At 62.2% G+C, this 14,127-nt stretch carries 13 protein-coding genes and 1 pseudogene; 9 read left to right on the plus strand and 5 right to left on the minus strand.

Annotation, left to right across the window (positions count from 1 at the left end; genetic code table 11):
• Positions 1 to 59 precede the first annotated feature (59 nt).
• The 4 genes from B5527_RS10440 (at position 60) to B5527_RS10455 (ending at position 3,320) form a co-directional block, all read left to right on the plus strand.
• Positions 60 to 1,127 carry a quinone oxidoreductase family protein gene (locus B5527_RS10440; RefSeq protein ID WP_079601213.1) on the plus strand — a complete coding sequence of 356 codons (1,068 nt, stop codon included), beginning with the start codon at positions 60 to 62 and terminating at the stop codon, positions 1,125 to 1,127.
• A gap of 136 nt (positions 1,128 to 1,263) precedes the next feature.
• A complete protein-coding gene (locus B5527_RS10445; RefSeq protein WP_079601214.1) occupies positions 1,264 to 2,301 on the plus strand; it encodes a S1C family serine protease in 1,038 nt (345 codons plus the stop codon).
• Between the two features lie 194 nt (positions 2,302 to 2,495).
• Complete coding sequence (locus tag B5527_RS10450; RefSeq protein WP_154072144.1) at positions 2,496 to 2,813, plus strand: hypothetical protein; 318 nt, start codon at positions 2,496 to 2,498, stop codon at positions 2,811 to 2,813.
• Between the two features lie 54 nt (positions 2,814 to 2,867).
• Positions 2,868 to 3,320: a helix-turn-helix domain-containing protein gene (locus B5527_RS10455; RefSeq protein WP_079601216.1), complete on the plus strand. Its 453-nt coding sequence runs from the start codon at positions 2,868 to 2,870 to the stop codon at positions 3,318 to 3,320.
• A 47-nt stretch (positions 3,321 to 3,367) separates the two neighbouring features.
• Here B5527_RS10455 and B5527_RS10460 read toward each other — a convergent pair whose 3' ends face one another.
• Both B5527_RS10460 and B5527_RS10465 read right to left on the minus strand, forming a co-directional pair.
• Positions 3,368 to 3,916, minus strand: coding sequence for a hypothetical protein (locus tag B5527_RS10460; RefSeq protein WP_079601217.1), 549 nt, complete (start codon positions 3,914 to 3,916; stop codon positions 3,368 to 3,370).
• A 303-nt stretch (positions 3,917 to 4,219) separates the two neighbouring features.
• On the minus strand, positions 4,220 to 4,774 hold the full coding sequence (locus tag B5527_RS10465; protein WP_079601218.1) for a hypothetical protein: 555 nt from the start codon (positions 4,772 to 4,774) through the stop codon (positions 4,220 to 4,222).
• Positions 4,775 to 4,855: 81 nt separating this feature from the next.
• Between B5527_RS10465 and B5527_RS10470 the strand changes: the two genes are divergently transcribed.
• The 4 genes from B5527_RS10470 (at position 4,856) to B5527_RS10485 (ending at position 9,920) form a co-directional block, all read left to right on the plus strand.
• A complete protein-coding gene (locus tag B5527_RS10470; RefSeq protein WP_079601219.1) occupies positions 4,856 to 5,881 on the plus strand; it encodes a YcaO-like family protein in 1,026 nt (341 codons plus the stop codon).
• A gap of 51 nt (positions 5,882 to 5,932) precedes the next feature.
• On the plus strand, positions 5,933 to 7,057 hold the full coding sequence (locus tag B5527_RS10475) for an IS110 family transposase (RefSeq protein WP_079601220.1): 1,125 nt from the start codon (positions 5,933 to 5,935) through the stop codon (positions 7,055 to 7,057).
• Between the two features lie 300 nt (positions 7,058 to 7,357).
• Positions 7,358 to 7,744 carry a YcaO-like family protein gene (locus B5527_RS10480; RefSeq protein WP_276329325.1) on the plus strand — a complete coding sequence of 129 codons (387 nt, stop codon included), beginning with the start codon at positions 7,358 to 7,360 and terminating at the stop codon, positions 7,742 to 7,744.
• A gap of 37 nt (positions 7,745 to 7,781) precedes the next feature.
• Complete coding sequence (locus B5527_RS10485; RefSeq protein WP_172842535.1) at positions 7,782 to 9,920, plus strand: BTAD domain-containing putative transcriptional regulator; 2,139 nt, start codon at positions 7,782 to 7,784, stop codon at positions 9,918 to 9,920.
• Here B5527_RS10485 and B5527_RS10490 read toward each other — a convergent pair.
• The gene (locus tag B5527_RS10490; RefSeq protein ID WP_154072145.1) at positions 9,904 to 10,314 is read right to left on the minus strand and encodes a hypothetical protein; all 411 of its coding nucleotides are present in this window, start codon (positions 10,312 to 10,314) and stop codon (positions 9,904 to 9,906) included. The genes B5527_RS10485 and B5527_RS10490 overlap by 17 nt on opposite strands.
• A gap of 42 nt (positions 10,315 to 10,356) precedes the next feature.
• A complete protein-coding gene (locus B5527_RS10495; RefSeq protein WP_210199311.1) occupies positions 10,357 to 11,457 on the minus strand; it encodes a hypothetical protein in 1,101 nt (366 codons plus the stop codon).
• Here B5527_RS10495 and B5527_RS45905 point away from each other — a divergent pair.
• On the plus strand, positions 11,431 to 11,880 hold the full coding sequence (locus B5527_RS45905; RefSeq protein ID WP_210199312.1) for a hypothetical protein: 450 nt from the start codon (positions 11,431 to 11,433) through the stop codon (positions 11,878 to 11,880). The genes B5527_RS10495 and B5527_RS45905 overlap by 27 nt on opposite strands.
• 540 nt (positions 11,881 to 12,420) lie before the next feature.
• On the opposite strand, the pseudogene B5527_RS10500 reads toward B5527_RS45905, so the two are convergent.
• Positions 12,421 to 13,904, minus strand: a pseudogene (locus B5527_RS10500) (amino acid permease).
• Positions 13,905 to 14,127: the final 223 nt, after the last annotated feature.

Here is a 14,127-nt window from a genome sequence, read left to right on the forward strand (position 1 = left end):
ATCGCGCACGACCCGGCGCCGGTGTGATAACAATCGAATCTCAATCACAGGAAGCTCACATGAAAGCCTGGCAGCTCGAACGGCTCGGCGGAGAACTCCGCTTCGCTGATGTGCGCGTGCCAGAGCCGCGGCCCGGCAGCGTGCTGGTGAGGATCGAGGCTTCATCTCTGATGTCCTATTTGAAGCCATATGTGGAGGGCAAATTGCCGTTCTATGACCCGCCCCCGGGCCCGTTCACCATCGGGACCAATGGAGTGGGTGTCGTCGAGGCGGTTGGCCGCGATGTCTGGCATCTCAAGCCGGGGCAGCGCGTGGTGCTGTCATCGCACTTCGTTGCGCCGGAGAATGTCGACGACCCCGCGCAGATTCTCATCGGCCTGACGGCCGGCGCCGGCGCAGAGGCGGTCATGGCGGACTGGCCTGACGGAACCCTCGCTGAGTACGCGCTGATGCCTGTCGAAGCCGTCACACCTGTCGAGGGTCTGGATCATATCGAGGCGGCACAGCTTGCGGCCATCGGGCGCTGCATCATCCCGTACGGCGGCCTGCTGCGAGGCCGGCTCGCCGCGGGTGAGACCCTGGTCGTGAACGGAGCCACGGGCGCCTACGGCACGGCGGCGGTATTGCTCGGGGTCGCCATGGGAGCCGCGCGCGTGATCGCCGCGGGCCGCAATTCGGCGGCGCTGGAGGCGGTGGCACGCGCAAGCGGCCCGCGGGTTTCGACCGTCACGCTGGCAGGCGATGTGCAAGCTGACGCCGGCGCGCTCCGCTCTGCCTCCGGCGGCGGTGCGCATATCGCATTCGATATGGTGGGGCAGGCGCGCGATCCCAACTCGACGCTGGCGGCACTTCACAGCCTGCGTCGCGGCGGCAGGCTGGTGCTGATGGGAAGCATGACGACGGAGCTGCCGATTCCCTACACCACCGTGATGATGAACAGTTGGGAGATCCTCGGCCAGTTCATGTACCCGGCCAGCGCGTATCGGCGGCTGCTCGATCTGTTGCGGTGCGGGCTGCTCGACATCAAACCTATTCGTCCGCGCGTGTACCCGCTGGCCGCATTGCCGGAAGCCATGGATGCCGCGGCCGAGGCAGGCAATCTCGAGTATATCGTCATGCGGCCCTAGCGCTTCCTTGCCGGCCTCGGCAGCCGAAACGCCTGCGTTTTTCGCAAGCCTGGCAGCCACTTGGCCGGTGACCGCCGTTTCGGGCTCTTGCGGGGGCCGAACGGGGTCACCATCTGGCATGCGAAGGAATTCCCCCATGTTGAATTTGACCCACGAAACGTTCGATGAGGTCCCCTCATCGCAGACGGCTAAACCAACCGCCAGCAACGACGACGCCCTGCTCGACGCCTATTCCAATGCCGTGATCGGCGTGACAGAGCGGGTCGGACCCGCCGTGGTCCGCGTTGAAACGGGCTCGAAAGTGCGGGATGCACGCGAGCGCGGCGGCCTTGGCTCCGGAATCGTCATCTCTCCGGACGGGCTGGTCCTGACCAACAATCACGTGGTTGGGTCGTCGAAGCAGATCAGGCTGCGGGACAATGAGGGCATTGTCACCGACGCGCGGGTGCTCGGCGTCGATCCCGACACCGATCTGGCACTGCTGCGTGCCGACGGCGTACGGGATCTGCGCTACGCCTCACTCGGCAATTCCAGGAGCTTGCGCCGCGGGCAGTTGGTGGTTGCGATCGGCAATCCCCTGGGCTTTGAGTCGACCGTGACGGCGGGCGTGGTGTCGGCGCTCGGCCGCTCGATCCGCTCGGTGAGCGGCCGGACCATCGAAGACGTCATTCAGACCGACGCCGCGCTCAATCCGGGCAACTCCGGCGGCCCCCTGGTGTCCTCTGGCGCCGAGGTGATTGGCATCAACACAGCGATCATCAGCGGCGCACAGGGTATTTGCTTCGCGGTCGCCAGCAACACCGCGCAGTTTGTTTTGTCGGAAATCATCCGGCATGGCTATGTCAGGCGCGCTTATATCGGCGTGTCCGGCCAGACTGCGCCAATCCCGAGACGGCATGCCGTGGTCGCGGGTGTCGAAAACAAGATGGGCGCCCTGCTGGCCCAGATCGAACCGGACGGTCCGGCGGCACGAGCCGGGTTATTGCCCGGCGACGTCGTGATCAAGCTCGACGGCGTTGATGTGAACGGCGTCGACGATCTGATCCGTGTGCTCGATCGCGACCGGATCGATCGCGCGCTTGAGATGGATGTACTGCGCATGGGCCGGTTGCGGGCCATCGACATTCACCCGATCGAACGCAAGCCATCGGCTCGGCAGGGTTCAGCCCCGTAGAGTTGCGGCTTGTGGTCGTGTTTGCGGCCCCGACCGTGCCCTGATGCCCTAAAAAAGCTGCGAAATCCCCGACAACGCGATCGAAACAGTCGGTTCCAAACCGGTTCCCTTGCGATCACGCTGAAATCACGGTGCCGCGGGCAGATTCCCAGGTGGCGGGGTTGAGCGAGCATCTTCGACGCATCGGGGGGAAAATGAGCGCGATCATTTACAACTTTGATCGCTCAACTGAGAGTAACTCGGTTGACGAAACCGAAAGACTTTTCTCGGCTTTGGGACGGTACACAATCGCCGAACTTCTCGAATTGCTGTACGTCGGGGAGGAGCCGGGGTTCTTTGAACTGATGCGCGGGCTTTTTGGACTCTCCGATGAGAGCAGGCTGATCCTTCAAAAATTTCTTGCGGCTGCGCCCAGCCAGACAATCACTGTTGCGATCGATCCGGAGGGAAGGTGCGTGCTGACGCAAGGGACTTTCGAACGGGAAAAACCGATCAAGGGGATTGCACATTAGCTCGGCCAACGCCTATAGTTGTGGTGAGGTCTGCCAGCAATTGGAGGTCTTGCCATGTTGGCCAAAACGCCCGACCCACTCGACCTTATGGTGGGCGCCAAAATTCGCATCTTTCGTACCCATTGCGGAATGAGCCAGGGTGACCTCGCCGGGAAAATCGGGGTCGCTTTTCAGCAAGTGCAGAAATACGAGAAGGGAATCAACCGGGTAGGCGCCAGCCGGCTATCGCGGATCGCTTCTGTGCTGGGCATTTCGATCGGCGAACTATTTGAATCCTCCGAGGAAAAATCCGCCGGACCGAAATCGCCTTTTCGACTGCTTGCCGAGCGGGATGCATTGCGGGTTCTCACGGCTTTTGCGCGGACGACCGATCCCCGTGTGCGGCGTGCTATCGCCCGGCTGGTTAAAAGTGTCGCCGACCAACAGCCTCGAGTGAAATCTTCAATCCCGCGTCCCGCCGCCGCCAAACGTCGCGAGCGCCGGCGCCGAATTCAGCCGCGGGCATAGACCCGACGCAACCTGTGGCGGGCCGCGCCCGCATGCCGCGATGAGGGTCACCCGGCCGCACGAATGGCATGCTTTTCCTGCAACAAGGATTCCGAGATGAACTCGCCGATCCAGCTGCAGCGCTTCGCCTCGATGTGCCATGCCATCGCCTCCGTGGAGGAAGGCGCGGGATCGGGAACGTCCTTGCGTATCTCTCTGCCATCGAGCCACCCGCGGCTGTGCGAATAGCGGGCTTTGGCGACCAGGCTGATGGTCTCGCGCTGCTGCAGCAACGCGTATCCGTCTGCCGGAAAGAAAGTGCCGGCCAGCTCGATCTGAATGGGCAACTGGCGTACCAGCAAAAAAGTGCTGGCGACGTCCGTCTCCGACACCAGCACGCCAAACAGGCTGTGGATGGGGGCAATGGCGTCAGGCGCCATCAGCCCACCGGGATCCAAAATCGCGCCAGCGGTCGCGATCGAAAGGTACTCGCCGTCGGGTCCCCAGCGGCAGGCGATCAGCCATTCCCGGCTGTGGCTGCGGATAAGGGTCGGCTTAGCGTAATCCGACCGGGCAATATCGGCAGCCATGGCGACGACAAAGGATCTCGCGAGCATATTTTCCTCCGAAGCAAGAATCCAAATGCCCCCGTTCGCCCGACTGTGTCCGTCAGGCGTGAGGCCACCGTGAACCGCAAGGGCGCGATACCGAAGCCGCTGGCGCGTGCGGCTTCGTTGTTACGGGGTGAACGACCGGCAGACAGCGGTGATCGCCACGTCCGGCCTCTGCTGGAGGCGCCTGGCTAATTTGGCGGTTTGTCTGGCATCAGATGAAGCCGCATCAATGACGTGCCGAAGCATCGTGCTGGACGCTGCATTTGTCGTCGCGGAAAACCCGGTGCACCGATGATTCCGCGATGGTCATCCGGTAGCGCGTATCGCCCGCCGTGCCTGCACCAGTGGCCTGGAGATGAACTCGCCGATCCAATTGCAGCGCTTTGCCTCGATATGCCATGCCATCGCCTCCGCTGAGGACGGCGCCGGGTCGGGAATATCCTTGCGGATCTCTTTGCCATCCAGCCAGCCGCAGCTGTGCGAATAGCGGGTTTTGGAGATCAGGCTGATAGTGTCGCGCTGCTGCAGCAACACGTAGCCGTCGGCAGGAAAGAAAGTGCCCGCAAGCTCGATCGGACCGGGCAATTGGCGCACCAGCAGAAAAGTGCTGGCGGCTTCCGTTTCGGATTCTGAGACCAGCACGCCGACAAGGCTGTGGATGGGGGCAATCGCATCGGGCGCTGCAAGCCCACGGGGATCCAAAATGGCGCCAGCTGTCGCAATCGACAGGTATTCGCCATCGGGCCCCCAGCGGCAGGCGATCAGCCATTCACGGCTGCGGCTGCGGATGACCGCTGGCTTTGCGTAGTCCGAGCGGGCAATATCGGCCGCCATGGCGACGACAAAGGATTTCGCGAGCATGGGTTTCTCCGGAGCGACGCTGAGTCTCCACGCGCCCGACTGTAGGGAGCAGGCGTGAGGCCATCGTGAACAGGAGATCGGATGTCGAATTTGTTTGCGCGTGCCGCTTTATTGTTGCTCGGCGACGACTCGGAAAAAACCGATAACCCGGAAGCCCGGCTGCTGCTGGAGTCGCTTGGATATGCGGCAGCCGAATTCAAGGGAGCCGAATCCTGTTCGGAGACGCACCACCGGTCTGCCCTGCTCAAAGCGGCGTCGCGGTTTGTGCGCGTATTCGAGTTGGCCGCGCCCGACGCTCCCGGTTTGGTTTGCTTCGGAGCCGAATTCGATCCTGGCCTTGCCGACTCCTTGCAAGCGGGCAGTCCCATCGTCGGTGTTTCCGGCGTCGGTGTCTCGCTGCAGGAAGCGTTTCAGGGATGTATCGGGGAAGGTATCGAATATCTTTCCCAATTGCAGACCGGAAATGACGAACTCGAGCGGGCTCGTCTTGGCGACCCGACCGCGAAGCTCGGTGCGCAAGGAAGGGATTTCCTTGCCGCTTTCTCGGCGCGCCGCCTGCGCCTCGACGCTGCGCTTTCGTGGCACCGCGCGACGCGGCTGATCGACGGCCAAGAGGTCTTGTTGCCGGCGGATCTGTGTCTGCGGCGGCCACCGGCCCAGCAAGAGGTGAAGCCGTCATTTCCACTGAGCACCGGATCGGCCGCCGGCAAATCCTGGGACGCCGCCGCCTTGCACGGCCTGCTCGAACTGATCGAGCGCGACGCAGCCAGCCTTTGGTGGCAGGGCGGCAACCGCGGCAAATCGATCCCGCCCGGGCATGAGGCCCAGATCATGGCCGCGACCCTGTTGGCGCAGTTGCGGCAAAACGCTTCGGCGCGGCATAGCTGGTTGCTCGATATCACGACGGATATCGGGGTGCCCTGCGTTGCGGCGGTTTCCTGCCGCGCGGACGGCTTCGGTTTTGCGCTCGGCCTTGCTGCCCGGCCAACACTGAAGGCCGCGGCCCGATCTGCCATTCTGGAAATGTGTCAGATCGAACTCGCCCACGCTGTGGTCGAAGACCGTATGTCCTTCCCTGACCGAGGCAACTCGCCCTCAATGCTGTAGCGAGGGTTACCCGGATAGGCCGGGTAGAGCCTCAGGCAAGGAGGACGAGTCATGGCGGATTGTAGCGAAGTTTTCGTTGGTCTTGATACCTCGAAGTTGCGCAATGCAGTGGCAATTGCGGAGGGCGGGCGGAACGGCGAGGTGCGGTATCTCGGCGAGATTGAGAACACGGAGGCGGCGACGTGCAAGCTGGTGAAGAAGCTTGCGGCGCAGCATCGGCGACTGACGTTCTGCTATGAGGCCGGGCCGACCGGGTATGATCTGCACCGGTTGATCAAAACCCTCGGCCACGAGTGTGTGGTAGTGGCGCCATCGCTGATCCCGAAGAAGCCGGGCGATCGGGTGAAGACCAATCGGCGTGACGCGCTCAATCTGGCCAAGCTGTTGCGCGCGGGCGAACTGACCGCGGTCTGGGTTCCGGATGCGCGGCACGAGGCGATGCGGGACCTGGTGCGGGCGCGCGAGGCTGCTGTCGCCGACCTCAAATCCAAACGCCAGCAGGTTTTGTCGTTGCTGCTGCGGCTCGGCCGGCATTATACGGGCAAGAGAACCTGGACTAGGGCCCATATGAACTGGCTGGTGAGCCAGAAGCTCGCCCACCGCGAACAACGCATCGCATTCGAGGAGATGCTGTTGGCGGTCCGGCAAGCCGACGAGCGCGTGATCCGGCTCGAGCGGGCGATCGCCGCAGCAGTGACGGACTGGTCGCTTGCAGAGGTGGTGAGGGCACTGATGGCCGTGCGCGGTCTCGATCTCATTTCGGCTACGATTTTTCTCGCCGAGATCGGCGACCTGTCGCGCTTTGCAACCCCGCGCCAATTGATGGCCTATCTTGGCTTGGTGCCGGGCGAAGAGTCGACTGGTGACAGGGTCTGGCGCGGCGGCATCACCAAGGCCGGCAACCACCGGGCGCGGCGCATTCTGGTGGAGTGCTCCTGGAGCTACCGCCATCCCCCACGCGTCGGCAAGAAGAAGCTTGGCAAGGTGGAAGCCGCACCGCCCGCCGTCCAGGAGATCGCTTGGAAGGCGCAGGCGCGCCTGACCGCGCGCTACCGCGCATTGGCACGGCGTGGCAAACGGCCGACCCTCGTGGTGACCGCGATTGCGCGTGAGCTGTCGGGCTTCATTTGGGCAGTCAGTCGCGCCATCGGCGCGCCGACGACGCCGGCGATGTGAGCGCAGCGACAGACCTGACAAGGAGCCAGCGCCGGGCGCAATCCGGACAAATATCGTGCAACGGCGGGGGCGAAGCCACGGCAGGGGAATTCCCGATTTCGCTTTGTGGCCGATCAAACGATCGACGCCCGCGCGTAGACAAGGGACAGCCCCGGACGAAATCTCGGAACTGCGGTTTAAACCCGCGTATCAGAGCTTGATCACCGACGTCTTCAGGCTTCGCCTCCACCCTTGCACGATCATCATTATCGCGCACTCCAGCGAAAATCGCAGGGAGACGATATCTCGCGTTCAAACCACTTGACGAAGGACATCAGAGCGAAATGCAGCGAGCGTGGGGAAGCCGCGCTCAACGAGCGGGACCGGGTTCATCGACGGCGCGCTACCATGGTCGACGCCGGTCGATGTCTGTTGCTGCAGCCGCTGCCGGAGCCTGCCGAACACTTCGCGGTCGACAGCACCGATCCGAACACGGTGCTGCGGATCATTGTCCGCCGCCTCGGCCAATTCGGCATCGAAACCTTCGGCCTCGACCTGACCCGCCCGCGCTTTGGAATTCCGGTGGCCCGGGTTATCGCGCCCGGCCTCCAGCTTAACCCGTCCGAAATCACTACGTCGCGGTTGGCAGATATGATTGCGCGAACAGGCGGGGGGGTGACCTATACCGACGGCATCGCCTTGATATAGGCTTCCGAAACGGCAACCCGGAATGGAAAATCTTCGGATGCGACAGAGTGCGGTCACTCACCGGTTGGCGGCAAGGGAATCCGAAGCGAACCCCGAAACCGCCGCGCGTCTTTCGATCTCGCTGGTGGGACGCCCCACCATCATGTTTGCAGGCCGCCTGGTCGAACTCCGAACCCAGAAGGCAAGTGCCGTTCTCAGCTATCTCGCCCTTACCGAGGCCAAACACGAAAGCCGCGAGCGGCTTGTCGGCTTGTTGTGGAGCCGTTCGGACGAAGAAAAAGCCCGCGCTTCGCTGCGCCAGGTCGTGCGCGAACTACGCGCCGCGTTTGAGGATGCGGGATATGGCGGATTTTCTGCGGGAAGACTCTCGATCCATCTCAGCCCCGAGAAGGTCGAGGTCGATATCGAAAGCGTCATCCGGCTGGCGGAAAGCGGCAGCGTCCATCCCCTGCTGCTCAATACCCCAGATCTCGGCGAGCGGATTCTCGAGGGCATGGACGACCTCGACCCGTCATTCCGGATCTGGGTTCTTGCGAAGCGTCAGACCATCAATGACAGGCTGATGCGAAGCCTAGGTGCCGGTTTGGTCGCGAAGGATATCGACGCCGACGTCAAGACCGAAATCGCAACAGCCATCGTCAATCTCGACCCTACCCACGAAGAGGCCTGCTGCCATCTCATGCGCGTGCATGCGGAGCAGGGCGACCTGGCGGGTGCGCTGCGCATTTACAAAGCGCTCTGGGACTTGCTGGATCGCGATTACGGCATGGAGCCGTCGGCGATAACGGAAGAACTCGTCGCCGACATCAAGCTCGGCGCCTTCGCACGGCCGGCAGGCCGGTCTGACGTTCGGCTCGAATCAGGCGGAAGCGCGGTACGTACAAGTCACGGACCGTCTGACCGCCTGATCGTGCCGGCCGCCAGGCACTCCGGGGCCGCGGCCAAAATTCTCCTTGTCCTGCAACCTTTTCAAATGCATGGCATCGACAGCGACCATGCCCACCTGGTGCAGGGGTTCAGCCTGCATCTTGCGGCGTGCCTGGTGCGTTTCCGCGAATGGAGCGTCATCGATCGCCCGCCGGCCGCGGCGGCCTTTCCGCCGCCGGATTCGGCGCCGCAATACTGCATCGAAACGACGGCGTATCAGGCGGGTACGGAAATCAACATGGTGATGGTGCTGCGCGATGAAGCGACCGGCATCTACATTTGGAGCGAAAGCCTCCGGCTCAGCCTCGACAACTGGTTCGAGACGCAGCAGCGCATCATCCGCCGGATCGCGACCTCGCTGAATGTGCAGCTATCAGCCGAACGGCTGAAGCGGCTTGCAGGCGAACCCGACGTTTCGCTCGATGCCCACGATCGCTGGCTGCGCGGGCAGAGTTTGCATTTCAAATACGATGCGGAAAGCTGGCAGCGCGCGGTCACCATCTTCCGCGATACCATCCGGGAAAATCCCACGTTCTCGCCTTGCTACAGCAGCCTCGTGCAAATGAACAATAACGAGCTTTTTGTTCACCCTGGCTTGTTCCGCGAACTCGGCAAGGCACAGGCAACGCTTGAACTCGCCAAGCGTGCCGTTCAACTGGATCCGGTGGATTCCAGAGCGCATCTGTGCTGCGGCTGGTCTTATGTGATGGCGTTCCGGGAGGCCGAGGCGGCGCCGCACATGGAACTCGCCTGCGAGCTGAACGACAACGACCCGTGGACCTTATTGTCCTCTGCGCACTATTACGCTTTCTGCGGATCGATCGAGCAGGCTCGGCTGCGGGCCGAGCAGTCGCTGGCCCTTTCGCCAGCGCCCCCATATCTCGGATGGGGTTACCATGGCATCATCCGGTTCCTGTGCGGCGATTACGCCGGCGCTGTCGAGGCCATCGATCGCGCGCAGGGTGTTGTAAAGATACTGCCCGCGTGGCGCACGGCGGCGCTGATTCATCTCGGGCAACCGGATATGGCGCGGGAAGAGGCTCAACGCTACCTCAACGGAATACGTTCGTTTTGGGTTGGATCACTAGCCCCGACCGACGAGGCCGTGGTCCGCTGGACGCTGCAAGCCCATCCGATCAGTGTAAGGGCGCGATGGGAAGCCCTGCGCGACGGATTGCGTGGCGCAGGACTTCCAGTCGAAGGTATTGCCCAGCCGTTCCAATCAGGTAGTTTCAGGAACAGAGGCTAATCGTATAATCGCCGATACGCTCGGCATGCACGCGGAATTTCTCATTCTCGGGAATCACCGGATCCATGCCGTTGAACAGGCGCTTGTAGAACGGCGGAAGCGGATAAGTTGCGCCGGGCTGGCTCAGCCGTTCCTCCGAATCCGCGATCATCACCTTTGGCGGCAATCGTACCACGATCGTATCCTGTTCCTGTGTCACGAACTTGATCTGCTTGAAGCGATCCGGCACGGTCATGAACACCTGTGCCTTGGCGAGCTGCTCCTTGAATGCTTCGACGGTTTCCGGGATCGGATACTCGTTGTCGTCGTCGAGATAGTTTTTGCCGGTCGACCAAGTCTTGACCAGGTTGCCCCAACGCTCATGGTTCGTCACCACCATTCTTTCGATAGCCATCTGTTCAGTCCTCCGGGTTGCGTGAGGCGGAAGGAGTCCGACTCACAGAAATGCGGGTACGGCCTGTCGCAGACCAGCGATCTCGGCGATAAACTCCGCCAGCTGATCCATGCGTTCAATTTCGGGTACTTCTTCAAAGACATTTGTCGGGTAATATTCAGCGGAAACTTCAGCGAGCGCTTCGGTCAGCGAAGCTGAACTGTTGCCGGCAGGAAGCTCATCGTTCGCGAGGGCGCCGAAGATCACTTCCGACACGATGATCGAACCCAGCGGTCCAAGATGCATGCCCTCCGAGTGCGGCTGCTGCATCGCCTCGAACAAGATGAAGAAAGGCAGCGGCGGGTCGTTCGCAAGGGTCTCGATGTCCTCGGTAGTGAGCCCGCCATAGTTCGGTACAGAGGGCAGCCAATTGCGGAGTTCGCGGACCCGGTACGGACGATCGGCGAGCAACCGTGAAATGCCGATGAAGTGCGGTCGCCGGACGGCAATCTCGGCAATCAGCGCATCCACCGACCATAGGCCGGCGAGCGCTGAGCCCAGAAGATCCCGATAGAGCAGGCCGACCCTATTGGTTTGATCGACAGCGGGAAAGAACTGGTCATTGCCGAGCCCGTCGCTGAGAAACGGGCCGATACGCCGGCTGAAATTGGGCCTCGATCCCTTGATTTCGAAGAAGTACGACCAGCGCACGATCCATGTCGCATCGAGCGGCATGTTGACGGGGTCGTTCGCCGAGTTCTTTTCCAGGGTGTTGTTCAGATCGTGGGTGGCGAGATCATTGATGACGTATTCGGGCCGCACCATGGCGTGGCCGAACCGGAATGCGCCGTGGGAGAATTCAAGGGGGATTTGCCAGCCGCCATGCTCTCGGATGCCGCGACTTGTCGCTCCACTGTTGGAAGGTGCAGGCCGATCGATGAAGTCTGGATTCGTACCGGCGTAGGCCGCGTAGATCTCCGGGTGGATCACTCGCCGCATCAAGTCCTTCCGGACGATGTTGCGATAGATCAGCGTCAATGCGTCGCGCGCGCACAGGAACCGTTTGTAGGCGGCACCCAGGCTGGCATTGGGGCCGGTGGCGGGCTCGCCGCGGCGAACGACGTCGACCAGGCCGTTGTGCAGCAGCGCGAACAGCGCGGTCAATTGCGACATGATGGCGTGGTCGTCGTTGCGGGGATCGGCGATCAGCGCTTCCGTGAGAGCAACGCGCTTTCCCGCAATGCTGCGGTCTATCCCGGTGACGTTTTCCGCCGGAGTCCGCGCGATATCACGGAACGGGCAGCCGGCCTCCACGCCCTTATCTTTCCAGCGCATCCGGCCAAGCCGCAGCTTGGTGCGTCGCTCGTCGTTCGGCGCGTCGAGCGCATACACGGAAGGAGATCCGACGGGGCCGCCGCCAAACAGCGTTTCGAGCTTGAGGGCGGAGCGGCGGGCATTCGCGGTATCGGCATCAAGGACCCCCGCAACCGAAAGCGGTATGGCGGAGTGGACGAGATCATGGGCTACAAACTGCAGCAGATAAGTGTAGCCCGACGGGATACCGGGATTTTCCCAGCGCTCGATTGACGTATCGCTGTGAGCGGGCCAAGGCAATTCGGCATCCATCCGCCGCGACAATCGGTTCATCAGCCCTCGTACCCTTGGCAGATGTGCCGGCGTCGCCAACGGGTCGATCCCATACACCGTGAACCGCTGCGACGGCCGGGGCGAGCCAAGAAAATGTCGGAAGCCGCGAGGCGTTCCAGAAGTGGGAACAAGATCATCGGCCGCAGTAGTTTCCGAAATCCGGAGCGCAGATGCCTCGATCCCCTCATGCACCGCCATTGAAACGTTCTCCGTTCAGGGCGCGAGACTGTCGGCGTGGCCGTGAAATTATCGTGATCTGGAGATCGAGCAGCGTGGCGTCTGTTGCCAGCGCAGTGTGCGGCAGGGCCAAGAGATCGCCTGACGCCATGTGTGCCCACAGGGCTAACGTCTCGCGCGCACACGGGAATTGATCCCGCGCGAATGCCAAGCCGGCACGAAAATAATTCGACTCTTGACGAGGGAAGCAGCAGCGAAAACATCCGGTGATGATGTAGCCGCGGCGAAGCGAAACTGCTCCGGCTATGTGTGGGCCGTGATCCGGCTGTGCCGCGCCCCATAGGCAAAGTAGATCACCAGTCCGATCGCGAGCCAGACCGCCAGCCTGATCCACGTGTCGACCGGGAGACCGAACATCAGAAATATCGAGGTCGCGGCGCCGGCGGGTGCGACGATCCAGATCGCCGGCGCTTTGAACGGGCGACTGAGCTTCGGCTGGGTGATGCGCAACGCCAGGACTCCGATCGATACGACGGCGAATGCAAACAGCGTCCCTATACTGACGAGCTCGCCGACGAGGCCGATCGGCAACAGCGCTGCGAGAACGGCCACCACTGCGCCCGTCGCGATGGTCGACACGTAGGGGGTGCGAAGGCGCGGATGTATCTTCGCGGCCATCGGGGGAAGCAAACCGTCATGCGCCATCGCCCGAAAAATCCTCGGCTGCGCCAGCAGCATCACGAGAATGACCGAGGTCAGGCCGAAGATGATTCCGAGCTTTATAAACGGAGAAAGCCAGCCGACCCCGGCCGCATCGATACCAACCGCGATCGGGTCGGGAACGTTCAGCCTGTCGAAAGGCACGATTCCCGTGAGAATAAAACCAACCACGACGTAAAGCACCGTGCAGATCACCAGCGAGCCCAGAATGCCGATCGGCATGTCCGCTTCGGATTTTTGGCCTCCTGTGCTGCGGTCGAGACGGCATCGAATCCGATATAGGCGAAAAACACCACAGCCGCGCCGCGCAGCAGGCCCGACCAGCCATAAATCCCGACACCTGCGTTGGGCGGGATAAAAGCCCCGGCAGGATTGCCCGGCGCAATCCAGTTCGTTGTGCTGAAGGCGGGTACGGCGCACACGATAAACAGCGCGATCACGATAAGCTTGACCGCCACAATAAAATTGTTGAACCGCGCCGTCTCCCGTATGCCTGCGACCAGCAGCGCTGTGATGACGACAACTATCACTGCCGCCGGGATGTTCAGAACAGCGCCGGTCAGCGACCACGCGTGTTTGGCGGCGTCGTAGGTAAGCGGAGACGATACATATCGTGCCGGGAGATTCAGACCGAGATCCCTGGCCAGGCTGACGACATATCCTGACCAGCCTATGGCGACCGTGATCGCACCCACGGCGTATTCGAGGATCAGGTCCCAGCCGATAATCCACGCCATCAGCTCACCAAGGGTGGCATAGGCGTAAGTATAGGCGCTGCCGCTGATCGGCACCGTCGACGACATTTCGGCGTAGCACAGTCCGGCGAACGCGCACGCAACCGCGCCAAGGAGGAATGAGAGCGAGACCGCGGGCCCCGCATTTGCTGCGGCAGCGTGTCCGGTCAGGACGAAAATTCCCGCGCCGATGATGCCGCCGACCCCGATTGCGACCAGGTTAAGCGCGGACAATGTCCGCCGCAAAGGCCGCGTCTGTCCGTCCGCACCGTCGCTTTCGGCGGCCTCGTTCAACAACACCGCAGCGGATTTGCGAGCCCAGATATTTGCCATTGAGGGCTGACGACCTGTGCAGGAAATGATGTCTCGAACTATAGCGTGCAAGATGCGCTTGTCAGCGATCGAGTTTAATCCGGCTATGTACCGGGAAGTTCCGAGCCGGATCGAAGTCGACGCGCTCGGGGGCGGTCTCGATGCTGCCCCAGGCCGTCCGCTCAGTTTTCGCTCCCCACCACCGGCGTCAATCTCGATTTCGCCATCGGACGGCGGTATGCAA

This window comes from Bradyrhizobium erythrophlei, assembly GCF_900129425.1.
In the GTDB taxonomy this organism is placed as follows: domain Bacteria; phylum Pseudomonadota; class Alphaproteobacteria; order Rhizobiales; family Xanthobacteraceae; genus Bradyrhizobium; species Bradyrhizobium erythrophlei_C.